The 23,283-nt window shown below is 72.7% G+C and carries 15 protein-coding genes and 1 pseudogene; 11 read left to right on the top strand and 5 right to left on the bottom strand.

Annotated elements, in window-relative coordinates:
- Positions 1–267 precede the first annotated feature (267 nt).
- From ACZ4EF_RS24310 to ACZ4EF_RS24300, 3 genes are all read left to right on the top strand, one after another.
- Entirely contained in the window at positions 268–1,824 is a 1,557-nt protein-coding gene (locus tag ACZ4EF_RS24310) for a serine/threonine-protein kinase (RefSeq protein ID WP_467506381.1), read from the top strand.
- Between the two features lie 186 nt (positions 1,825–2,010).
- Positions 2,011–3,678, top strand: coding sequence for a succinic semialdehyde dehydrogenase (locus ACZ4EF_RS24305; RefSeq protein WP_401309309.1), 1,668 nt, complete (start codon positions 2,011–2,013; stop codon positions 3,676–3,678).
- A gap of 115 nt (positions 3,679–3,793) precedes the next feature.
- Positions 3,794–5,584: a GMC family oxidoreductase N-terminal domain-containing protein gene (locus ACZ4EF_RS24300; protein ID WP_467506380.1), complete on the top strand. Its 1,791-nt coding sequence runs from the start codon at positions 3,794–3,796 to the stop codon at positions 5,582–5,584.
- 501 nt (positions 5,585–6,085) lie between these two features.
- On the opposite strand, the gene ACZ4EF_RS24295 is transcribed toward ACZ4EF_RS24300, so the two are convergent.
- Positions 6,086–6,448, bottom strand: a complete 363-nt coding sequence (locus tag ACZ4EF_RS24295; RefSeq protein ID WP_391163401.1) for a chorismate mutase — start codon at positions 6,446–6,448, stop codon at positions 6,086–6,088.
- 294 nt (positions 6,449–6,742) lie between these two features.
- Between ACZ4EF_RS24295 and guaA the strand changes: the two genes are divergently transcribed.
- Positions 6,743–8,347 (top strand): glutamine-hydrolyzing GMP synthase, encoded by a 1,605-nt coding sequence (guaA, locus tag ACZ4EF_RS24290; RefSeq protein ID WP_355336815.1) that lies wholly within the window; start codon positions 6,743–6,745, stop codon positions 8,345–8,347.
- Between the two features lie 7 nt (positions 8,348–8,354).
- Here the strand turns inward: guaA and ACZ4EF_RS24285 are convergent, their stop codons facing one another.
- Entirely contained in the window at positions 8,355–8,714 is a 360-nt protein-coding gene (locus ACZ4EF_RS24285; protein ID WP_355336816.1) for a hypothetical protein, read from the bottom strand.
- A gap of 202 nt (positions 8,715–8,916) precedes the next feature.
- Between ACZ4EF_RS24285 and ACZ4EF_RS24280 the strand changes: the two are divergent.
- A pseudogene (locus ACZ4EF_RS24280) lies at positions 8,917–9,393 on the top strand (DoxX family protein); the annotation flags it as partial.
- A 52-nt stretch (positions 9,394–9,445) separates the two neighbouring features.
- Here the strand turns inward: ACZ4EF_RS24280 and ACZ4EF_RS24275 are convergent.
- Positions 9,446–9,664: a hypothetical protein gene (locus tag ACZ4EF_RS24275; RefSeq protein ID WP_355336817.1), complete on the bottom strand. Its 219-nt coding sequence runs from the start codon at positions 9,662–9,664 to the stop codon at positions 9,446–9,448.
- Positions 9,661–11,127 carry a PspC domain-containing protein gene (locus ACZ4EF_RS24270; RefSeq protein ID WP_467506379.1) on the bottom strand — a complete coding sequence of 489 codons (1,467 nt, stop codon included), beginning with the start codon at positions 11,125–11,127 and terminating at the stop codon, positions 9,661–9,663. The genes ACZ4EF_RS24275 and ACZ4EF_RS24270 overlap by 4 nt, the downstream gene beginning before the upstream one ends.
- Before the next feature lie 134 nt (positions 11,128–11,261).
- On the opposite strand from ACZ4EF_RS24270, the gene ACZ4EF_RS24265 reads away from it, so the two are divergent.
- The 4 genes from ACZ4EF_RS24265 to ACZ4EF_RS24250 all read left to right on the top strand — a co-directional run bounded on the left by ACZ4EF_RS24265 (position 11,262) and on the right by ACZ4EF_RS24250 (position 14,439).
- The gene (locus ACZ4EF_RS24265; RefSeq protein ID WP_401724861.1) at positions 11,262–12,701 is read left to right on the top strand and encodes an ATP-binding protein; all 1,440 of its coding nucleotides are present in this window, start codon (positions 11,262–11,264) and stop codon (positions 12,699–12,701) included.
- Positions 12,698–13,390, top strand: coding sequence for a LuxR C-terminal-related transcriptional regulator (locus tag ACZ4EF_RS24260; RefSeq protein WP_188281968.1), 693 nt, complete (start codon positions 12,698–12,700; stop codon positions 13,388–13,390). The genes ACZ4EF_RS24265 and ACZ4EF_RS24260 overlap by 4 nt, the downstream gene beginning before the upstream one ends.
- Positions 13,391–13,491: 101 nt before the next feature.
- Entirely contained in the window at positions 13,492–13,764 is a 273-nt protein-coding gene (locus ACZ4EF_RS24255; RefSeq protein WP_355336820.1) for a hypothetical protein, read from the top strand.
- Positions 13,765–13,797: 33 nt separating this feature from the next.
- On the top strand, positions 13,798–14,439 hold the full coding sequence (locus tag ACZ4EF_RS24250; protein WP_355336821.1) for a class I SAM-dependent DNA methyltransferase: 642 nt from the start codon (positions 13,798–13,800) through the stop codon (positions 14,437–14,439).
- 10 nt (positions 14,440–14,449) lie between these two features.
- Here the strand turns inward: ACZ4EF_RS24250 and ACZ4EF_RS24245 are convergent, their stop codons facing one another.
- Positions 14,450–15,178 (bottom strand): class I SAM-dependent methyltransferase, encoded by a 729-nt coding sequence (locus tag ACZ4EF_RS24245; protein ID WP_467506378.1) that lies wholly within the window; start codon positions 15,176–15,178, stop codon positions 14,450–14,452.
- Between the two features lie 742 nt (positions 15,179–15,920).
- On the opposite strand from ACZ4EF_RS24245, the gene ACZ4EF_RS24240 reads away from it, so the two are divergent.
- On the top strand, positions 15,921–22,484 hold the full coding sequence (locus ACZ4EF_RS24240) for an RHS repeat domain-containing protein (RefSeq protein ID WP_467506377.1): 6,564 nt from the start codon (positions 15,921–15,923) through the stop codon (positions 22,482–22,484).
- On the top strand, positions 22,481–23,275 hold the full coding sequence (locus ACZ4EF_RS24235) for a hypothetical protein (RefSeq protein ID WP_467346748.1): 795 nt from the start codon (positions 22,481–22,483) through the stop codon (positions 23,273–23,275). The genes ACZ4EF_RS24240 and ACZ4EF_RS24235 overlap by 4 nt, the downstream gene beginning before the upstream one ends.
- Positions 23,276–23,283: the final 8 nt, after the last annotated feature.

The following is a 23,283-nucleotide window of genomic DNA, read 5'->3' as shown; positions in this document are numbered from 1 at the left end:
TGGTCACCACCGGCCCCGGTGGGGCGGTTCGGTTGTTTTCGGGCCGCGGGCCCGGTGGGGGCTGGTCGCGCAGTTCCCCGCGCCCCTGGAAGACAGGCCCTGCGCAAAGGGGGGCGCGCTGGGGAGGAGGCCCTGGGAGCGGACGCCCTGCGGGGAGGGGCCGTTCGGGGCGGGGGCCCTGGAGGGTGGGCCGGGGTGGGGAGGGTGGATAGCCTGGGGGGTATGGGGAGTGACGGGGGGTGGACGGCGGAGGCGGAGCCTCGGGATGTGGTGGCGGGGAGGTACCGCATCACGGGGCGGCTCGGCCGCGGGGGGATGGGGACGGTGTGGCGGGCGGAGGACGAGCTGCTGCACCGACCGGTGGCGGTCAAGGAGCTGCACCTGCCCGAGGGCGGCCAGGACCGGGCACTGCGCGAAGCGCGCAGCGTGGCCAGGATCAGGCACCCGCATGTGATCGTCGTGTACGACGTGCTGGAGCAGGACGGCCGCCCGTGGATCGTGATGGAGCTGGTGGACGGCCGTTCGCTGGCGGACGTGCTGGCACAGGACGGCCCCCTGGAACCGCGGGAGGCGGCGCGGATCGGCGCGGCCGTGGCGGGCGCGCTGCGGGCGGCGCACGCGAGCGAGGTCCAGCACCGTGACGTGAAACCGGCGAACGTGCTGATCGAGCGCGGCACCGGACGCGTCGTGCTGACGGACTTCGGAATCGCCCGGGTCGCGGGCAGCGCGACGATCAGCGAGACCGGGTCCTTCGTGGGGTCGCCGGAGTACACCTCGCCCGAGCGGATGTCGGGCCGTGCGGCGGGCCCGGAGTCCGACCTGTGGTCGCTCGGCGCGCTGCTGTGCGCGGCGGTGGACGGCGAGTCCCCGTTCCACCGCGAGTCGATAGGCGAGATCGTGCACGCGGTCGCGATCGACACGATCAGGACGCCCGAGGCGGCGGAGCCGCTGCTGCCGGTGGTCACGGCGCTGCTCGACCGGGACCCGGGCCGCCGGATGGGCGCGGCGCGGGCGCAGACGCTGCTGACGGCGTACGCGGAGACCGGTGAGCCGCCGCCCGCCCAGCACGTACCGGTGGTCCCGGCGGCCGAACCCCCGCGTGACGCGGAGCCCGAGCGGCGGGCGACCCCCCGCCCGAAGGGCCGCAGGCGCCGTGTCCTCGCCGCCGCCGTGAGCGTGGCGGCCCTCGCGGTCGGCGGCGGCGCGCTGGCCGCGGTGCTGGTCGTCCGGCACGACGACGGCGGCGCCCGCGCCGCGTCGCCCCCGCCGAGCACGGCGCCGGTGACGGGCACGACCCCGCCGCCCACGACGCCGCCCACGACGCCGAGCCCGACGACACCCCCGCCGACGGCCCCGGCCCTCCCGGCCGGGTACGAGCGCGTCACCGATCCGACCGGCTTCTCGCTGGCGCTGCCCGCCGGATACGTACGCGACGCGCAGCGCGACAGCAGCGGCGTCCTGCGGGTGTACTACTGGTCGCCCGACCGCGCCTTCCGCTTCGGTGAGCGCGAGCAGTCGCCCGACCCGCGCGGCCCGTACGCGGTGCTGCGCGACCAGGATCTGGCAGGTCCCCGGGCGGGCAGTGTCTATCCCGGGTACCGGGACGGCGTGATCACCGAGACCACGCAGCGCGGGCGGCCCGCCGCGCTGTGGCAGTTCACGTACGACGGTTTCGCGGACGGCAACGGCGCGCGCCGGACGTTCGACCTGTGCTGGACGGAGGGCGGCCGGATGTACGACATGTGGCTGTCGGCGCCGATCGAGCAGGTCGAGCGGGCACGGGACACCTTCGACGCGGCGCGCGCCGCCTTCCGTCCGCACTGATGTTCCACCGACACGTACGCGCCCCGAGGGCGCCCGGCACCTGCCGCCACTGCCCCTCCGGGCAACCCTCGTGACCTGCGAAGATCCGTATGACGCCACCGATTGCTGGCTTAGTTGCACGGATCACGAGGAAAATACTTACTCACGGGTATCCAATCGGTGCCGGACGGTCGTAATCTCACCGGCATGACGGATTCGCTGGAGCGCAGCACGCCCCCCGCAGACGGCCGCCCCACCGACGGCCCCACCGACGGAAACCCGGTCGCGCCCACCACGGCGCGCGGCCCGAAGGACGTCGTCACCCCCGATCTGGTCGCCCGCCTCACCCGCGACGTCATCGGCTGGGGGTCCCCCCGCTGGCAAGCAGGGGGAGGCCGTACCGCCAGCCACACCCCGCTGACCGGCGACAGGCTCGCCGAGCTGCCGGAGACCACGCCCGAGGAGGTCGCGGAGGCGTTCGCGCGCGCCCGCACGGCGCAGAAGGCGTGGGCCGCCACCCCCGTACGGCAGCGCGCCGCGGTCCTGCTCCGCTTCCACGACCTGGTGCTCGCCCGGCAGGCCGAGGTGCTCGACCTGATCCAGGTGGAGACCGGCAAGGCGCGCATGCACGCGCACGAAGAGGTGCAGGTGGTCGCGATGGCGGCCCGGCACTACGGCCGCAAGGCCCCCGCGTACCTGAAGCCCAAGCGGCACACCGGCGCCATCCCGACGCTGACCAAGGCCGTGGAGCTGCGGCAGCCGCGCGGGGTCGTCGGCCAGATCGCGCCCTGGAACTACCCGCTGGAGCTGTCCGTCGGCGACGCGCTGCCCGGACTCGTGGCGGGCAACGCCCTGGTGATGAAGCCGGACACCGAGACCGCGCTGACCGCGCTGTGGGCGCGCGAGCAGTTGGTCGAGGCGGGGCTGCCCGCCGACGTGTGGCAGATCGTGATCGGCGAGGGCCCGGTCGTCGGCCCGGCCCTGGTCGAGCACGCCGACTACGTGTCCTTCACCGGCTCGACGCGCACCGGCCGCGACGTGGCCCAGCGCGCCGCCGCCCGGCTGATCGGGGCCTCCCTCGAACTCGGCGGCAAGAACCCCCTGTTGGTGCTGCGCGACGCGGACCTCGACAAGGCCGCCGACGGCGCCGTCCGCGCCTGCTTCGCCTCCGCCGGTCAACTCTGCGTCTCCGTCGAGCGGTTGCTGGTGGACGAGTCGGTCGCCGACGCGTTCCTGGAGAAGTTCGCCGCGCGCACGAAGGCGATCAGGCTCGGCACGGCCCTCGCGTACGGCGCGGGCATGGGATCGCTGGCCGGGGAACGGCAGTTGGAGACCGTCGTCCGGCACGTCGAGGAGGCCCGCGAGAAGGGCGCCACGGTGGTGGCCGGCGGCCGGGCCCGCCCCGACATCGGCCCGTACGTCTACGAGCCGACGATCCTGGACGGCGTCGAGGCCCCGATGGCCGTCTGCGCGCAGGAGACCTTCGGCCCCGTCGTGTCCGTCTACCGCTTCCGCGACGAGGAGGAGGCGATCGAGCGCGCCAACGACACCGACTACGGCCTCAACGCCAGTGTGTGGACCAAGGACACCCGGCGCGGCGCGCGGATCGCGGCCCGGCTGCGCTCCGGCACGGTCAACATCAACGAGGCGTACGCCGCCGCGTACGGCAGCGTCCGGGCGCCGATGGGCGGCATGAAGGACTCCGGGCTCGGCCGCAGGCACGGCTCCGAGGGCATCCTCAAGCACACCGAGGCCCAGACCGTCGCCACCCAGCGCCTCCTGCCGATGGCGCCCTCGCTCGGCATGACCGACGAGACGTACGCGAAGTTCCTCACCGTCTCGCTGAAGGCGATGAAGGCCCTGCGGATGCGCTGACCCCCCGCCCGCCCGCGCGCTGCCCGGCCCTCGCCCGCCGCCCGCGCCCCGCCCACGCCCTGCCCGCGGACCCGGCCGGACCGGACGAGTCCCGCACCGACGCACGGAGGATCACGTGTCACAGGAAGACGGCTACGACTACGACGTCGTCGTCATCGGCTCCGGCTTCGGCGGCTCCGTCTCCGCGCTGCGGCTGACCGAGAAGGGCTACCGGGTCGGCGTGCTGGAGGCCGGCCGCCGCTTCGCCCGCGACGAACTGCCGAAGAACTCCTGGGACGTCCGCAACTACCTGTGGGCGCCCGCGCTCGGCCTCTACGGCATCCAGCGCATCCACGTCCTCGGCAACGTCCTGGTGCTGGCGGGCGCGGGCGTCGGCGGCGGCTCGCTGAACTACGCCAACACCCTGTACGTGCCCCCGAAGGCGTTCTTCGAGGACCGGCAGTGGGGCGCGATCACCGACTGGCAGCAGGAGTTGGCGCCGTACTACGACCAGGCCCAGCGGATGCTCGGGGTGCGCACCAACCCCACGCTCACCCCCTCGGACGAGCATCTGAAGGCGGCGGCCGAGCGGATGGGCGTCGGCGACAGCTTCCACCTCGCGCCGGTCGGGGTGTTCTTCGGCGACGGCCAGGACGCGGGCGGCGCGTCGAAGGCGGCGCCCGGCGGCGAGGTGCCCGACCCGTACTTCGGCGGAACCGGCCCCGCGCGGCGGGCCTGCACCGAGTGCGGCGAGTGCATGACCGGCTGCCGGCACGGCGCGAAGAACACCCTCACGGAGAACTATCTACACCTCGCCGAGCGCGCGGGCGCCGTCATCCACCCGATGACCACCGTCACCGACCTCACCGAGGACCCCGAGGGCGGCTACCGTGTCACCGCCGTCCCCACCGACCAGCGCAAGAAGGGCGAGCGTGCGGTGCTGAGGGCCCGTCAGGTCGTGGTCGCGGCGGGCACGTACGGGACGCAGACGCTGCTGCACGCGATGCGCGACGGCGGCCGGCTGCCCGGCATCTCGGCGAAGCTCGGCGAGCTGACCCGTACCAACTCCGAGGCGCTGGTGGGCGCGCAGACCTCCACCCGCCGCTACCGCAAGCGGCACCCGGACCGCGCGCTGGACTTCACCAAGGGCGTCGCGATCACCTCGTCCGTGCACCCCAACGACCACACCCACATCGAGCCGGTCCGCTACGGCAAGGGCTCCAACGCGATGGGGAATCTGTCGATCATGGCGGCGCCGTACGGCGGGAAGGTGCCGCGCTGGGCCGAATTCGCCGTCAACTACCTGCGCCACCCGGCGGTCGGCCTCCGCTCGCTGTCCAACTTCCACTGGTCGGAGCGGACGATCATCGGCCTGGTCATGCAGACCAGCGACAATTCGCTGACCACCTACCGCAAGACCAAGGGCCTGGGCAAAGGGCTGCTGACGGCCCGTCAGGGCCACGGCGCTCCCAACCCGACGCACATCCCGGAGGGCGCGCGGGCCGCGGAGTTGATAGCCGAGGAGATCAACGGCTTCGCGGGCAGCAATGTCGGCGAGGCCACCGAACGCCCCATGACCGCGCACTTCCTGGGCGGCTGCCCGATCGGCGAGGACGCGGACCACGGCGTCATCGACCCGTACCACCGGCTCTACGGGCACCCGGGCATCCATGTGGTCGACGGTTCGGCCGTCTCGGCGAATCTCGGCGTCAATCCGTCGCTGACGATCACCGCGCAGGCGGAGCGCGCGATGTCGCTGTGGCCCAACAAGGGCGAGGCGGACCCGCGTCCGGCCCAGGGCGAGGGCTACCGCAGGATCGCCGCGGTACGGCCCGCCGCCCCGGTGGTGCCGGAGGGAGCCTTCGGCGCGCTGCGGCTTCCGATGCTGCCGGTCCCCGCGGTGCCGCCCAGGTCCGCGGCAGAGTGACGCGGCTGAACCGGCTGAACCGGCTGAACTGCCTGAACTGACTGCGGTGACTGACGCGTTCGGGTGACGCGTCCGCGCGCGCCGACGCGTACCCGTGCGCACGGGCACGCGCTGTGTCACCCGATCGTGGACGGGAAGTCCGTGCCGGGAGCCGTACATGAGTAATGTGGGTTCTCGCAGAGCGGCCGGATCCAAGCGTCCCCGGAGCCGACCGCCTCTTTGAGTCGTGACCGGGCTGCTGTCCCCTGCCGTCCGGTCACATAGCACCGACACGAGGTCCCACGGCGACCGCACACCTGCGGTCGCCTCATCGCATCGGTCACACCCCGCCTAGCTGCGTCTAGGCGGTGTCCAGTTCCACGCGTGGTGTTGGGTTACCGCCCCTGGATGGCACGGACACCACCTCCAACGAAGCCATCGCGGGCCGGTCACGTGCCGTACGGGTGATGCCGCTCGAAAGGGCGAAACGTCACGCCTCGCGGGCCGCTCCGGCCGCGCCGCTCACACCTTGCCGCGGCACAGTTCCAGCAGCGTCATCGCCAGTGACGTGCCCGGCCTCCCCAACTCCGCGCTGTAGTGCGTCAGCACCTCCATCTCGCGGTTCAGGCTCACCCGGCGACCGCCGGACGTCATGCGGGCGCGCTGGATGTCGGCCGACTCGGTCATCCGTTCCCTGACCAGGCCGATGATCCGGGTGTCGAGATCGTCGATCCGCCGCCGCTTGCGCGCGATGACCGCGTCCGCGGACTCCGGGACGCCGTGGGTGTCCGGGGCGTCCGGGACGCTCTCGGTGCCCGCGGTCGCGGGGGCCGGGGCCGGAATGGGGGCCGGGACGGAGATAGGTGTCGGGGTCGGGGTCGTCATGTCTGCTCTCCTCGGGAGGGGCGGGCGGCGCCGCGGGCCTCGGGTCCCGGGGGAGCGAAACGACAGGCGCCCCGGGCCGTCCGGCCCGGGGCGCCTGGGAAGTCGCTCGTCAGCTCACGCGACGCGACCATGGCAGCCGGACCAGCCGGTGCCATAGGTAAACGTGACGCTGCGCGTGTGCATGGCGTCAGTGTGCCCCCCTCGCCTCCCGCGGGGCAAGCCGGGGGAAGGAGGGAGTCCGCCGCCCCGGTAGAATCGGGTCCTATCCCCGTTGGAACCGCCGGAAGGCACACCGTGGTAACGCCAGTCGCCCCCGCCCCCTCGTCGGGCACACCGGATACACCGGACCTGGTCCTGGTCGTGGACTTCGGTGCGCAGTACGCGCAACTGATCGCGCGCCGGGTCCGTGAGGCCCGGGTGTACAGCGAGATCGTGCCCTCCACGACGCCGGTGAGCGAGATGCTGGCGAAGCGGCCGAGCGCGATCATCCTGTCCGGCGGCCCGTCCTCGGTCTACGAGCCGGGCGCCCCCACCCTGGACCCGGCGATCTTCACGGCGGGCGTCCCCGTCTTCGGCATGTGCTACGGCTTCCAGCTCATGGCGACGGCGCTCGGCGGGACCGTCGACAACACCGGGGCGCGGGAGTACGGCCGCACCGCGCTGGCCGTCTCCAAGCCCGGCTCCACCCTCTTCGAGGGCACCCCCGCCGAGCAGTCGGTGTGGATGTCGCACGGCGACGCCTGCTCGGCCGCGCCCGAGGGCTTCGCCGTGACGGCGTCCACCGACGTGGTGCCGGTCGCCGCGTTCGAGAACGACGAGAAGCGGCTGTACGGCGTCCAGTACCACCCCGAGGTGCTGCACTCCACGCACGGCCAGCAGATCCTGGAGCACTTCCTCTACCGCGGCGCGGGCCTCGCGCCGACGTGGACGACCGTCAATGTCGTGGACGAGCAGATCGCGCTGATCCGCGAGCAGGTCGGCAGCAGCCGGGCCATCTGCGGGCTGTCCGGCGGCGTGGACTCCGCGGTCGCCGCCGCCCTCGTCCAGAAGGCCATCGGTGACCGGCTCACCTGCGTGTACGTCGACCACGGTCTGATGCGCAAGGGCGAGACCGAGCAGGTCGAGAAGGACTTCGTGGCCGCGACCGGCGTCCAGCTCAAGGTCGTGGACGCCACCGACCGCTTCCTGGACGCGCTCGCCGGGGTCAGCGACCCGGAGCAGAAGCGGAAGATCATCGGCCGGGAGTTCATCCGGGTCTTCGAGCAGGCGCAGGCGGAGATCGTCGCCGAGGCGCCCGGCGACGAGCCGGTGGAGTTCCTGGTCCAGGGCACCCTCTACCCGGACGTGGTCGAGTCCGGCGGCGGCACCGGCACCGCGAACATCAAGTCGCACCACAATGTCGGCGGCCTGCCCGAAGACCTCCAGTTCACGCTCGTCGAGCCGCTGCGCAAGCTGTTCAAGGACGAGGTGCGGATGGTCGGCCAGGAGCTGGGCCTGCCCGAGGAGATCGTGCAGCGGCAGCCGTTCCCCGGCCCCGGGCTCGGCATCCGGATCGTCGGCGAGGTCACCCGCGACCGGCTCGACCTGCTGCGCGAGGCCGACGCCATCGCCCGCGAGGAGCTGACCGCGGCCGGGCTCGACCGCGACATCTGGCAGTGCCCGGTGGTGCTGCTCGCCGACGTCCGCTCCGTCGGCGTCCAGGGCGACGGCCGCACCTACGGCCACCCGATCGTGCTGCGCCCGGTCTCCTCCGAGGACGCCATGACCGCGGACTGGTCGCGGCTGCCGTACGAGGTGCTGGCGAAGATCTCCACCCGGATCACCAACGAGGTGGCCGACGTCAACCGCGTGGTGCTCGACGTGACGAGCAAGCCGCCGGGCACCATCGAGTGGGAGTGACGCGCGGTCAGTGCGCCGCCAGGCTCTCGCGGGCCGCGGTGACGTAGCGGCTCCTGGCCGCCTTGTACTCCTCCCACGCGCTGTCCGGGATCTCGTCCATGTCGTAGAAGGACCGGATGCGGCCGACCAGGGCCTTCGCCTCGGTGAGCGGGCCGCCGCCCTCGATGTCCAGCACATTGAGGGCGGCCTGGGTCCTGCCGTACGCGGCCTCCGTACGCTCCAGGAGGTCGGCCCTGTCGGTGTGGTCGCCCTGCCTGCGGTGCCAGACGACGGACGCCTCCTCGTCGGTCGCGGTGAGGAAGTCCGCGTAGTCGTCGCGGTGGGCCAGGTAGATCGTCAGGTCGTACGGCAACTCGGATACCTCCACCCGTCGGGTCCGTGCGATGCCTGAGTATCGGGGGCGGGGCCGCGTACTGCCAGAGACGTGCGGGTCTTTCTGCGGGTCCCACGGTTTCCGCCCGCCGCCTTGAGTGACAGCCGCCGGGCGTACGTATGTCCCCCCGAGGGCGCCGTACCGGCAGAATCGTTCTCATCAGGGAACGCACGGGCGGCGGGATTGGCGGAACACGATGCTCGAACGGCTCGACGTCCGGCGGGACACCGCCCGTCGCTACGCACTGCTGCCGCTGCGGATCTTCCTCGGCGTTACGTTCATCTACGCCGGGCTCGACAAGCTGACCAGCGACACCTTCTTCACCGACTCCGCGAACGGCTCGCTGGTGCAGATCCTGCACGGCGCCCACGACACCGCGGCGATCCCGGCGATGATCGACCTCGCGCTGAAGGCGCCGCACGGCTTCGGGTACGCCATCGCGCTCGGTGAGACAGCGGCGGGGCTCGGCACGCTGTTCGGGCTCCTCGGCCGGGTCGCCGCCCTCGGCGGCGCGCTGGTCTCGCTCAGCCTGTGGCTGACGGTGAGCTGGTCCTCGACGCCGTACTACTACGGCAACGACCTCGCGTATCTGATGGCCTGGCTGCCGCTGGTGCTCGCGGGCACGCCCTATCTGTCGCTGGACGCGCTGCTCGCGCGGCGGCGCGGCAAGGGCGACGGCGCGGTGCCGGGGCCCGGCGCGCACGCCGCCGACGGCTCGGGCTCCGCTACGCGCGGCGGCGCTTCCGGCGCCCCCGTACCGCCCTCACGACCTGTGTGACGATCGCGGTGGCCACCGTCAGGGCCAGACCGCTGACGACGAGCGGGACGGAGTCCTCGGGCCGCAGGTCCCAGACCTGGCAGGCGTCGAGGATGAAGCACGCCGTCAGCCAGAGCAGCACCAGGCCCATGACCAGGACGGCGGGTTCGAAGCGGTGCCTTCTCATCGGTTCACCTGTCCTGCGGGCGGGCCGGGCACGCCGGGTACGGGCACGTGGCGCGCGCCGGGTACGGCGGGCGCGGTCGGCGCGAGCGGGGCCGTCCCCGTGCCGGTCCCGGCGGTGGCGGGCTCGATCCGCAGGTCACCGGCGCCGATCCGCACGTGGACGTTGACCGTGCCGGTGTTCATGGTGCCCGCGGGCGGGGCGAAGACGACCGGCACGGCCCCTTCGCTGTTGACGTTCAGCCCGCCGTGGTCCTTCTCCGGCAGGCGGATGGCGCCGACGGCGACGTGGTAGGTCAGGTGCACGGTCGCGTCCTTGGGCAGTCTGATCAGCACTTCGCCGACGCGCAGGTCGACCCGTGTGTTGACCGTCCTGCCGTCGAGCGTCAGGTCGGTCAGGTCGAGGACGCCCTGTCCGCTGCCGCGTTCGTACGTCGGCTGGACGGCGGCGGCGGTCATCGGCCTCCAGGTGTCGCGCCACCCGGCGTTGTCGTGCGGCACCGACGCGGTGCCGATCAGCCCGGCGAGGGTCAGCAGGGTGAAGAAGACGGTGCCGCCGCGCGCCCGCCCGGCGAACGACGCGACGACGAAGGCCAGGCCGAAGACGCCGAGCACCGCGATCAGGCCGATCTCGACGCTCACGGCGGGGGACTGGTACGGCGCCGCGGCCCCGGTGCCGATCGCGCCCGCCGCCACGACCAGCACGAAGACGGTCAGGCCGAAGACCCACGAGCTCTCCTTCTTGCGGGCCGCGCGCTTGCGCTCCCGCCAGGCGACCTTGTCCTCGTCGCCGTAGGGGCCGTCGTCCGGGCCCCACAGATACGACGGCTCCTTGGTCAGCGGGCCGCGCCACCAGGACGCGGAGCCGCCGGGCTCCGGCGGCGCCTGCACGGCGGGCGGCGCGTCCACCACCGCGCTCGCCGCGCCCGACGGGGAGGCGGCCTCGCCCGCGGCCTGCCGACGCCGTACCTGGGCCCAGTAGTAGACGGCGCCGGTCGTCGCGGCCAGCAGGATCAGTGAGAACGCCTGGTCGTCGCCGTTGTCCAGCATCGAGGCGTACAGCCCGCAGCCGACCAGCGCCATCAGCACGGCGGTCAGCGGCGCGCCCTCGATCCGGCCGGACAGCAGCCGCTGCGCCTCGCTCTGCCGCTCGCCCTCCAGCGGGATGACCAGCCAGCCCATGCCGTAGATGATCAGACCTATGCCGCCGGTGAGGGAGAGGACGGCCAGCACCACGCGGAAGATCACCGGGTCGATGTCGAAGTAGCGGCCCGCCCCGTCGCACACGCCCGCGAGGACTTTGTGGTCGCGGCCACGGGTCAGCCGCCGCTTGGGCGCGGCGCTGTCGCCGTCCGGGCCGCCGGTGCCGCCGGTGCCGAGGTCGCTGCCGTCGGCGTCGTCGGCGCGCGGTGCACTCGGCCGGTCGCGCGGCTCGTCGCTCGGCTCTTCGGGTGGCTGGTCCGTCATACGACCATGGTGACGGTTCGCGGGGGCGGCCGGCATCGGCCCCGACCCTGGTACGTCCCTGATCCGTACCCTGCCCTACCCCTGGGGGGACAACCCTGATGCCCCGGGCGGCCCGGACGTGTGACGATCGGGGTATGTCAGCGAGCAGCCCGGCCGGAGCGTCCGGCATGCCCGGAGCGTCCCGTATGCCGGGCGGGTCCGGCGGACCCGGCGTGCCGGGCGGTCCCGGTCCCGGCGGTCCCGGCCCGGGCGGCTCCGGTGGTCCCGGTCTCGGCGGGCCCGGTGCTCCGCGGGGTCCCGGCGGTCCCAGCGGGGCGTCCTTCCTCTCCTCGCCCCTGTCCTCGCACGAGCCGGGGGACTCCGGGGTGCGCAAGCTCTACCGCAGCTCCGAGGGGCGGATGGTCGGCGGCGTCGCGCGCGGCCTGGCCGGGCACTTCGGCCTGCCCGTGCTGTGGGTACGCGGCCTGTTCGTGCTGCTCGCCTGCTTCAACGGCATCGGCGTGCTCCTCTACGCCGTCTTCTGGTTCTTCGTACCGCTCGGCGTCGGCGGTGTCGCCATGGCCAAGGAGCCGCGCGACGCCCGCTCGTGGCTGGCGGGCAAGCGGCCCGACAAGGGCCAGATCATGGCCCTGATCGCGCTGGCCGTCGGCGCGGGCATCCTCATCGACAACCTCAACCTCGGCGCCGCCAACCGCGCCGTGTGGCCGCTGCTGGTCATCGGCCTCGGTGTCGCGCTGGTCTGGCGGCAGGCCGACAACGCCCGCAAGGCCCGCTGGGTCGAGATGAGCCACGGCAAGCGGTTCTGGCCGCTGGCCCGCGCGGCGGCCGGTGTCGCCCTGGTCGTCGCGGGCGTCACCGGCTTCATCGTGGTGCGCGGATCCGGCAGCCACCTCGGCGGCATCCTCCAGGCCGCGCTCGCCGTCCTCGTCGGCGTCGCGCTGATCGCGGGCCCGTACCTGGTCCGTATGACACAGGACCTGTCGGCGGAGCGGCTGATGCGCATCCGGGCTCAGGAGCGCGCCGAGGTCGCCGCCCACGTCCACGACTCGGTCCTGCACACCCTGACCCTCATCCAGCGGCACGCCGACGAACCCCGCGAGGTCAACCGGCTGGCCCGCGCCCAGGAACGCGAGCTGCGCGCCTGGCTCTACCGCCCCGAGGGCACCGGGCGCGACGACGAGCCGACGACGGTCGCCGAGGGCGTACGCGCCGCCGCCGCCGAGGTCGAGGACGCGCACGGCGTCCCGGTCGAGGTCGTCTGCGTCGGCGACTGCCCGCTGGACGAGAAGCTGGCGGCGCAGATGCAGGCCGCGCGGGAGGCGATGGTGAACGCGGCCAAGTACGGTGGCAGCGGACCCGTTCAGGTCTACGCGGAGGTGGAGGGCGTCAAGGTGTTCGTCTCCGTGCGCGACCACGGCCCCGGATTCGACCTCGACCAGGTGCCGGACGACCGCATGGGCGTCCGCGAGTCGATCATCGGCCGGATGCAGCGCAACGGCGGCGAGGCCCGGCTGCGGGCCGCACCCGGCGGCGGTACGGAAGTCGAACTGGAGATGGAGAGGGTGGCGGCATGAGCACACCGAGTGCGCCTTTGGCGGGGGAGCGGCGGGTACGGGTGGTGCTCGTCGACGACCACCGCATGTTCCGTACCGGGGTCCAGGCGGAGATCGGCGCCACCGAGGAGACCGGTGTCGAGGTCGTCGGCGAGGCTGCCGACGTCGACCAGGCGGTCAGTGTCGTCACCGCGACCCGGCCCGAGGTCGTCCTCCTCGACGTGCACCTGCCCGGCGGCGGCGGTGTCGAAGTCCTGCGCCGCTGCGCCCCGTTGGCCGCCGACCCCGACAACCCGGTGCGTTTCCTGGCCCTTTCGGTCTCCGACGCGGCCGACGACGTCATCGGTGTCATCCGGGGCGGCGCGCGCGGTTATGTCACCAAGACCATCACCGGGCCCGACCTGATCAACTCGATCTTCCGGGTGCGCGACGGAGACGCCGTCTTCTCCCCGCGGCTGGCCGGTTTCGTGCTGGACGCCTTCGCGTCCACCGACGCCCCGCCGGTCGACGAGGACTTGGACCGGCTCACCCAGCGCGAGCGCGAGGTCCTGCGCCTGATCGCGCGCGGCTACGCGTACAAGGAGATCGCCAAGCAGCTCTTCATCTCGGTCAAGACCGTCGAGTCCCATGTCTCGGCCGTCCTGCGCAAGCTCCAGCTCTCCAACCGCCATGAGCTCACGCGGTGGGCGACGGCACGGCGCCTGGTCTGAGCCGGGCGCGCATGCGGGAGCCCGCAGGAGAGCCCGTACGCGAGCCTGTACGCGAGCCCGCAGGAGAGCCTGGCCGCGAGCGTCGCGTCACGCCCGGGCGTGTGCTGTGGCTGGCGTGCCTGGTCCTCGTGTGGGCGCTGCTGCTGCTGGCCGGGGTGCTGGACGTCGTCGCCTTCGTCGCCAGCGCGTCCGACACCCCTTACCAGGGCCGGGCCGACGACCGTACCGCCGCCTGGTGGACGCTCTTCGGCCTGGTGATCCCGCTGGCCTTCCTGGCCGCCGTCCTGACCTCCCTGGAACGCCGCGCCCGCCGTCGCCGCGGCGGTCCGCCGGGCGGTGACCGCAGGTCGCTGACGGACGGCAGCGTCGGATAAGCGGTGTCAGAGGGCGGCGATACGGTCGCCCGCATGACGGAATCCACCGACCTGACGGACATCCGCGCGGCCTACGACACCGTCGCCGACAGCTACGCCGACCTGCTGCGGGACGCGCTGGCGGCCGGCGTCCTGGACCGCGCGACGCTGGGGGCGTTCGCCGAACTGGCCCAGCGGGGAAGGCCGGTGGCGGACATCGGATGCGGCCCCGGCCGGATCACCGGGTATCTGGCGGAGCTGGGACTCGACGTCTTCGGCGTCGACCTCTCGCCCGAGATGGTCGCCGTGGCCCGCCGCGATCTGCCCGGACTGCGCTTCGACGTCGGCTCGATGACCGACCTGGACCTCCCGGACGGCTCCCTCGGCGGCCTCGTCGCCTGGTACTCGATCATCCACCTGCCCCCGCGCCTGCTGCCGCGCGTCTTCGCCGAATTCCACCGCGTCCTGGCCCCCGGCGCCCCGCTCGCCGTGGCCTACAAGATCGGCGACACCCGCCACCACCTCTCCCACGGCTACGGCCACCCCATCTCCCTCGATGTCTACTGGCATCCCCCCGCCCGTATCACCGCCCTCGCCGAATCCGCCGGCCTCACCGTCACCGCCACCACGACCCGCGCTCCGGCCCCGGACGAACGCCAGCCCCAGGGCTACCTGTTGGCGGCCAGGCCCGTCTGAAGGGCGGGGGTCAGGCCAGGGCGACGGTGATGATCTCGCGGCTGGCCGGGGTGATCGGGGTGCGGGGCCAGTCGCCGTAGCGGGACTCGGTGCGGAAGCCCGCGGCGGTGAGGAAGGTGTCGAGGGCGGGCTCGGAGAGGAAGCGGAGGGTGGAGCGGTCGGTGTGGAGGGGGGTGCCGTCCGGGGCGGCGGTGGTGGTGGTGAAGGTGACGAGGTCGGGGGTGACGGAGTCGACGCTGTGCCAGACGCGGAGCGGACCGGCGGTGGGGTGGGTGGTCGTGACGGGGTGACCGGGGGTCCAGGACAGCCAGGCGCGGGCCTGGGGGTGGCGGGTCTCGAAGACGAAACGGCCGCCGGGGCGCAGGGCGGCGCGGACAGCGGCGAGCGAGTCGCGGATGTCGTCGTCGGTGAGCAGGCACTGGAAGGCGTGCCCGGTCATGATCGCCAGGTCGAAACCGGCGCCGGGCGGGGCGTCGGCGGCGCGGCCGTCGAGCCACTCGATGTCGGTACGGCGCCGGGCCCGGCGCAGGGACGGGGGGTGCGGGTCGAGGCCGACCAGACGGCCGTGGTGGCCCAGCGCCCGCGCGTGATGCAGCGTCATGCCGGTGCCGCAGCCCACGTCGAGAACGGAGTCGGCGGCCATGACCAGGTCGGTGTAGAACCGGTCGCCGGGTGACCGCTCGGGGTCCCACTGATTGAGCAGGTCGTAGAGCACGGCATCGTCGTCGTCGGTGAACACCGGGACAGTATTGAGGCGCGGCCGTCCGCGGCCAACCGGTTATTCCGGCCGCCGGGAAGGTGCCCCCGGCACGTATGCCTTTCCGGCGCGCTCCGCTATTCGGCCGGCCTCGCCGTTCCGCGCCAATCCTTACGAACACGGGGGTTCGTAGTCACCACCCGGCGACCGGTGATTCGATACGCGGCTGTAGGTATCGCTGAGCGTGGGGTGGGGGAAATGGCTCGGGGTGGAGCGGGGCTGTTCGGCGTGCGCGAGGGGCGGTTGAGGCCGCGCGCGGCGGGTGCGGTGCGTGTGAGCGCCGCCGTACCGCCGACGACGGGAGCCATTCCGGGAGTGCCGCCCCTGCCGACGTCACCTACGGATTCCGGTCGTCCGGATTCCGCCGCTCCGGATTCCGCCGCTCCGGATTCCGGCTATACGGATTCCGCCCGTCCGGATTCCCGCGCGAATACAAAAGCGTCCACGGCTTCCGCCCCGTCCGGGGCCGTCGCCTCGCGAACGGCCCTCTCCTCCGGCGGCGGCGACACGGCCGGGGCGGCGGCGCGTCGGGAACGGGCCGCCGCGGTCGTCGGCGGGTGACGGCCGCCGGGCGGGGCGGGACGGACCGGCCCGGCCAGGCGCGTGGTGATCGTTCGTGGGGTTGTACGGCCGCGGGGCGGGATGTCCGTCCGCGGCCGGTGTCGGGACTGCTCGTGCCGCGGTGCTCCGGTCCGCGGCCGTCATTCACCAGGGGGTTGTCATCGTGAGATCGGGATTCGCCGGCCGCGGGCGGCGGGCACGCGCCCGCGCGTACCTGCCGGGCAGGCGCGCCAAGCTGTTCGTCGTGGCGCTCGCCGCCGCGCTGACCGTGCCGGTCGGGCTGAGCCCGCTCGCGCACGCCGCGCCGGGGCCGCTGGGCCGCCCCGATCTGCCCGCGCCGCGCAACGGCACGGTGCACACCGCGGGCCTCGGCGCGCAGCAGGCCCGCGCGAAGGCCGCGGCGGGCAAGGCGGCCGACGACCGGAGCGCGCGGCGCGCGCTCGCCGAGCAGCACACGACCTGGCCCAAGGGCAGCACCCTCAAGAGCGCCGCGTCCGGCACCTCCGAGGTCACCGTCCTGGACCGGGCCGCGACGGACGCGGCAGGCGTACGAGGTGTGCTGCTCGCCGTCACACCGCGGGCGCGCGAGGCGAGTTCGGCCTCCGCCGCGCACACCGGCCCGGCCGGCGCACGCGCCCACGTCTCCGTCGACTACTCCTCCTTCGCCTCCGCCTACGGCGGCGACTGGTCCGGCCGCCTGCGCCTGGTGCGGCTCCCGGCGTGCGCCCTGACCACCCCGCAGAAGGCGCGGTGCAGGACCCGGACCCCGGTCCCTTCGTCCACCAACGACCTTGCCCGGCAGACGGTTTCGGCCGACGTCAGTGCCGATGCCGGTGCCGGTGCCGGTGGTGACGCCAGCGCTGACGCCACCGACGACGCCCCCGCCACGGCCGGTACCGACGCCGGCACCCTGAGCGCCTTCGCCGTCACCGCCGACAGCGGCGAGTCCGCCAAGGGCAGCGGCGACTACGGCGCCACCCCCCTGTCGGCGTCCTCCAAGTGGTCGGCGGGCACCTCCTCCGGCTCCTTCGACTGGTCGTACCCGATGGAGGTCGCCCCGTCCGTCGCGGGCCCGGTGCCCGCGGTGACGCTCACCTACGACTCCGGCAGCATCGACGGCCGCACCGCATCGACCAACAACCAGGGCTCGCAGGTCGGTGAGGGCTTCACCGTCTCCGCCGACTCCTACGTCGAGCGCCAGTACGGCGGTTGCGACAAGGACGGGCACGCCGAGGTCTTCGACCAGTGCTGGAAGTTCGACAACGCCTCGGTCGTCCTGAACGGCAAGTCCACGGAGCTGGTCAAGGACGACACCACGGGGAAGTGGCGGCTGGCCGACGACGACGCCTCCACCGTCACCCACTCCACGGGCGCCGACAACGGCGACGAGGGCGACAGCGTGGACGGCGCGGGCGAGTACTGGACGGTGACGACCGGCGACGGCACCCAGTACGTCTTCGGCCTCAACAAGCTCACCGGCGCGGGCACGCAGCGCACCAACTCCGTATGGACCGTCCCGGTGTTCGGCGACGACTCCGGCGAGCCCGGCTACGCCAAGGGCAGCGCCTTCGCCGACCGCTCCTACAACCAGGCGTGGCGCTGGAACCTCGACTACGTCGTCGACACCCACGGCAACGCCGAGTCGTACTGGTACACGGCGGAGTCCAACTTCTACAAGAAGAACGGCTCGAAGACCGCCAACGCCTCCTACACGCGCGGCGGTCACCTCGACAAGATCCTCTACGGGCAGCGCTCCGACACGCTCTTCAGCGCCACCGCGCCCTACGAGGTGACCTTCGGCTACACCGAGCGCTGCACCGCCTCGGACTGCTCGAAGCTGACCAAGGACACCGCGCACAACTGGCCCGACGTGCCCTTCGACGCGATCTGCGCCTCCGGCGCGTCCGACACCGACTGCGCCGCCCAGGCGCCGTCGTTCTTCACCCGCAAGCGCCTCACCTCGGTGCAGGCCCTGGTGCTCTCGGGGACCTCGTACACGCCCGTCGACACCTGGGCGCTGGCGGAGAAGTACCTGGACGCCGGTGACCTCGGCGACAGCAGCGACCAGACGCTGGTGCTCGACTCGATCAAGCGGACCGGCGAGGCCGGCACCGCGGTCCCGCTGGACCCGGTGTCGTTCACCTACCAGATGCTGGCGAACCGGGTCGACGCCACCGACGACATCCTGCCGCTGCACCGGCCCCGCATCCAGTCGGTCACCTCGGAGACCGGCGCGGTCACCAGCGTCACGATGTCGACGCCGGAGTGCGTGCGCGGCTCGCACATGCCCGCCGCCGAGGACAGCGACACCATGAACTGCTATCCGCAGTACTGGCACATCAACGGCGCCGAGGACGCCGGGCTCGACTGGTTCCACAAGTACCGCGTCGTGGACGTCACCACCTCCGACCCGGCGGGCAACAACGAGGCGCTGGAGCAGAGTTACGTCTACACCGACCCGGCCTGGCACTACAACGACAGCCCGTTCACGCCCGACGACGAGCGCACCTGGTCGGTCTTCCGCGGCTACGGCACGGTCACCTCGTACTCCGGGACCGGCGCGGGCAACCGGCTCAGGACCGTCACCCGCTACATGCAGGGCATGAACGGCGACAAGGTGAAGGCGGGCGGCACCCGTACGGTGACCGTGGCGGGGCTGACCGTGCCGGGACTGACCACGGCGGCGCTCACCGACTCCGACCAGTACGCGGGCTTCCAGCGCCAACAGGTCACCTACAACGGGGACACGCCCGTCTCGGCGACCGTCAACGACCCGTGGTCGGTCAGGACCGCCACGCAGCACAAGTCGTACGCCGACGTCGAGGCGTACTACGTGCGCACCGCGAAGACGTACTCCGACACCTATCTGACCGTGCCCGCCAAGTGGCGCACCAGCACCACGGCCAGCACGTACGACTCCTACGGCATGCCGGTCACGGTCGACGACGCGGGCGACACCGCCAAGAGCGGCGACGAGACGTGCACCCGCACCTGGTACGCCCGCAACGACAGCGCGGGCATCAACTCCCTGACCTCCAGGGTCCGTACGGTCGGCCAGCCGTGCGGCACCGCCGACGCGTCGCTGTCGCTGCCCGCGAACAGCACCACGCGCGGCGATGTGCTCGCCGACACCGCGACCGTCTACGACAGTTCGGCCGCGACGGCCTGGACCGCGAACCAGAGCCCGGCCAAGGGCGACGCGATGTGGAAGGGCCGGGCCGCCGCGTACCCGGCGGGCGCGGACGCCAACGGCGACCGCAACCCCAGTAGTTGGCAGACCACGGGCACCTCGGCCTACGACACCCTCGGCCGGATGACCCTCGCCAAGGACGGCGCGGGCAACCCGACGTCCAACACCTACACCCCGACCGGCGCGGGCGTCCCGACCCGTTCGGTGATCACCAACGCCAAGAGCCAGAAGACCACGACCTTCTACGACGGTCTGCGCGGCCTGCCGACCACCACCTACGACGTCAACACCAAGAAGACCGAGCTGACCTACGACGGTCTGGGGCGGCTGACCGGCGTGTGGCAGCCGGGCCGCGTCAAGTCGGCGGGCGACAGCGCCAGCATCGTCTACGGCTACCACATGGAGCGCGGCTCGGCGCCGTACGTCAGCACCTCCACGCTCGGCCCGAACAACGTCCGCAGGGTCACCTACCAGATCGACGACGCGCTGCTGCGCCCGCTCCAGACGCAGTCGCCGAGCCCGCTGGGCGGCCGGGTCCTCACCGACACCCGTTACGACTCACGGGGGTTGGCGTACGAGACCTTCGCCGGGATCTTCGACCAGGACCACACGCCGAGCGGCACGTACGCCCGCGCCGAATACGGCGGCGCGCCCACCCAGCACGAGATCACCTTCGACGGCGCGGGCCGCACCACCTCCGACAAGCTGCTCGTCTACGGCGTGCAGAAGGGCGTCACCGTCACCTCGACGTACACCGGTGACTCGACGGCCACCAGCGCCCAGCCGGGCGGCACCGCCTCCCGCGTGATCACCGACGCGCTCGGCCGCACCGTCGAGCGCCGCGACTACTCGGGCGCCTCGCCCGCCGACGCGGACTACGGCGGCGCCGCCCCGCTGCCCGCGCACACCAGCACCCTGTACGGCCTGACCAGGGACGGCAAGCAGTCCACCGCCACCGGCCCCGACAACGCCAAGTGGAGCTGGGGCTACGACCTGTTCGGCCGTCAGGTCTCCGCGAACGACCCGGACATGGGCGCCACGTCGACCACGTACAACGCGCTCGACCAGATCGCCACGACGACCGGCTCCACGCACAAGACGCTGCTGTTCGATTACGACACGCTCGGCCGCAAGACCGGCGAGTGGGAGACGGCCAGGACCGACGCGACGAAGATCGCCGCGTGGACGTACGACACGGCCGCCGCGGGACAGCTCGACACCTCCACCCGCTACGACGGCGGACTGGCCGGGAAGGCGTACACCCAGAAGGTCACCGCGTACGACGACGCCTACCACGTCACCGGCAGCGAGATCGACCTCGACGCCAACGACCCGCTGGTGAAGTCCGGTGCGGCGAAGGCCAGTTACAGCTACTCCGCCTACTACAACGTCGACGGCAGCCTCCAGCACACCACCGAGCCCGCCGTCGGCGGCCTGCCGCAGGAGTCGGTCAGCTACGGCTACACGCCGACCGGCCAGATCGAGACCGCCACCGGCACCAGCGGCTACCTCCAGGACACCGCCTACTCCGCGCTCGGCGAACCGCAGCAACTCACCCTGGCCACCGCGGCGTCCGGGGTGAAGAAGGCGTACATCACCAACGTCTACGAGGAGGGCACCAGCCGGCTGACCCGCTCCTCGGTCACCGACCAGACCCACGCGTACATGACGCAGGACCTCAACTACAGCTACGACGACGCCGGGAACGTCACCAAGATCGCCGACCCGACCACGCAGGGCGGCACCGCGCAGGCCGACACGCAGTGCTTCGGCTACGACGGCTACCAGCGGATGACTAGCGCCTGGACGCCCGCCAACGCCGACTGCGCGAGCACCACGACCGGCGGCGCGGCCCCGTACTCCACCGGCTGGACCTACAACCCGGCGGGGCTGCGGCTCACCCGGACCCAGCACACCGCGACCGGCGACAGCACCGCCCAGTCCTGCTACAACGACTCCGCCCACCCGCACGCCCTGACCACCGTCACGGCGGCGGCGAGCTGCACCGGGGCGACCGCCACGTACGGCTACGACGAGGCGGGCGACACCACCAAGCGGCCCGGCCCGAGCGGCACTTCGCAGACGCTGGCCTGGAACAGCGAGGGCGACCTGACCAGGACCACCGAGGGCGCCAAGGTCACCGACTACCTCTACGACGCGGGTGACAACCTGCTGATCCGCCGGGCGTCCGCGGGCGACGGCGAGAGCGTCGTCTACCTGGGCGCCACCGAGATCCACAGCAAGGTCAGCGCCGGGAAGACCACCACCTGGGCGGTCCGCACGTACACCGCGGGCGCCGGGGGACCGGCGATCGCGGTGCGCTCCACCCAGTCCGGCGCCACCACCCTGACCTGGCTCGCGGGCGACAACCACGGCACCAGCAGCCTCGCGGTGGACGCCGGCACGCAGGCCGTCACCAAGCGCTACACCGACCCGTTCGGCGCCGCCCGCGGCAGCGCGCCCGCGACGGCGTGGCCCGACGACAAGACCTTCCTCGGCAAGCCCGCGGACACCGGCACCGGACTCGTCCACATCGGCGCCCGCGAGTATGACCCGTCGACCGGCCGCTTCATCAGCGTCGACCCGCTGCTCCAGACCGACAAGGCGCAGACCCTCAACGGCTACGTCTACGCCGCCGACAATCCCACCGGGCTCGCCGACCCGACCGGCGAGGGCGTTCCCGAGTGCATGACCGGTGTCATCACCGGCTGCCACAACGGCGTGCCCGGCAAGGGCTCGGTCTACCACCCGGACCGCGACCCGGGGAACCGGCCGTCCCACAGCGGCGGCAAAGGCAACGGCAACAGCAACAGCAGTGGCAGCGGCGGCTGCGACCGGGCCTGCCAGAACGCGCTCGCCGCGCTCCAGCAGAACACCTGGAAGGACGACAAGAACGAGAAGAACGTCCACGCGGCGCTGGCCAAGGAACTGCGCGACTACGTCCTCGCCCTCGCCGGGAACACCAACCCCTGCAAGGTCGGCGCGTCCGTGACCTCCGGCACCATGGCCGCCTGCAACCAGATGGGTGGCAACTCGCCGCAACTGACCTGGACCGACCTGCTGCAACTGTGGCTCGGCGGCAAGGGCGCCAATGTGCCCTTCGACGCGAACAGCCTGCTCACCAAGCAGTTGGCGTTCAACGGCCACAGTCTCCAGATCATCAAGAATCTGGCCAGGGCGGTCTCGGACGCCGACTTCGGGGCCGACATTGACGCGCTCGGAGGCCAGGACGACTATGTCGACGGGAAGAACCTCGGGGAGAAGATGAAGAACCTGCCCAAGGACCTCAGCGGCATGGCCACCAGGGGGCGCGTGGGCACCAAGGTCCCCGAAGCCTTCACCGGCGGCTACGACCTCGTGTACCAGGTGATCAACCAGAACAAGAAGGACCACTCCATGACCGTGGCCTTCGCCGCGTTCAACGACACCGGCACCGCGTCCGCCTTCCACTTCGGGGTCCCGGACATCAAGCAGGGCTACGGAGGAGCGAGCGTGTACCAGGAGTACTACTGGTCCGTCACGGTGAGCGTCGAGTGACCACCGGTCCGCAGGCCACGCTCCCCGCCGCACCGGACGGCGGGGAGCCCGGGGGGCCGGGCTCCGGCGGTCACGGCTCCGGGCCCGCCGCCCGGCTCGACCGGCTCTGGGGGCCCGCCCGCTGGGCGCTGCTCGCCGTGCTGGTGCTGTCGTTCGCCACCGTCCTGCTGCGGATCGTGCCGGGCGGCGGGTCGACCGGCGCCCTGGCGCGGGACATCGAGGCCGGGCGGACCCACTCGGTACGGGTCGACGACCAGGGCTCCGACGGGATCACCGTCCGCTGGAGCGCCGGGCCGCTGACCGAACGGCAGTACACCTACCGGCCCGCGAACCCCTTCCCCGGCGGCCGGAACGGTGTCGTCGGGGAGTTCACCGCGGACATCAGGCGGCAGGCGGGACCCGCGGCCGACGGCCTCGCCGTACGGAGCTTCGACAGCTCCTACGGCGCCGGGGGCCTGACGCTGCTGGTGCCCGTCGCCTACGTCCTGCTCACCCCGTGGGCGTGGCTGCGGGCGGCGGCGCTGCTCGCCGGTCTCCTGGTGGTCGTACGGACGCTGGCGGTGACCCGGCACCGGCGCGCGAGCGGCCCCGCGTGGCTTCTGGCGTGCGCGGTGACGGGGGCCGGTTTCTTCGGCTACCTGTGGGCGGAGCCGGGAGGCGGCCCCGGCACCTCGGGGGACGGGTCCGTACGGGCGCCGCGGTGGACGCGGGCCTGGCTGGCGTCGCTCGCCTCGGCGGCCGGGCTGGCCGTCCTCGGCGCGCTGCTGCTGCTCGTCGCCGGGCGGTACTGACCCGGCGA

It is taken from the genome of Streptomyces sp. NPDC025721 (assembly GCF_055558595.1).
Note: the sequence above shows the minus strand (reverse complement) of the source record. Positions and strands in the feature narration are given on the sequence as shown.

Excerpts from the sequence above, each read along its gene's own strand:
- ACZ4EF_RS24305 (WP_401309309.1), top strand. The coding sequence starts at position 2,011 with ATGACGGATTCGCTGGAGCGCAGCACGCCCCCCGCAGACGGCCGCCCC.
- ACZ4EF_RS24295 (WP_391163401.1), bottom strand. The coding sequence starts at position 6,448 with ATGACGACCCCGACCCCGACACCTATCTCCGTCCCGGCCCCCATTCCG.
- ACZ4EF_RS24275 (WP_355336817.1), bottom strand. The coding sequence starts at position 9,664 with ATGAGAAGGCACCGCTTCGAACCCGCCGTCCTGGTCATGGGCCTGGTG.
- ACZ4EF_RS24270 (WP_467506379.1), bottom strand. The coding sequence starts at position 11,127 with ATGACGGACCAGCCACCCGAAGAGCCGAGCGACGAGCCGCGCGACCGG.
- ACZ4EF_RS24265 (WP_401724861.1), top strand. The coding sequence starts at position 11,262 with ATGTCAGCGAGCAGCCCGGCCGGAGCGTCCGGCATGCCCGGAGCGTCC.
- ACZ4EF_RS24260 (WP_188281968.1), top strand. The coding sequence starts at position 12,698 with ATGAGCACACCGAGTGCGCCTTTGGCGGGGGAGCGGCGGGTACGGGTG.
- ACZ4EF_RS24250 (WP_355336821.1), top strand. The coding sequence starts at position 13,798 with ATGACGGAATCCACCGACCTGACGGACATCCGCGCGGCCTACGACACC.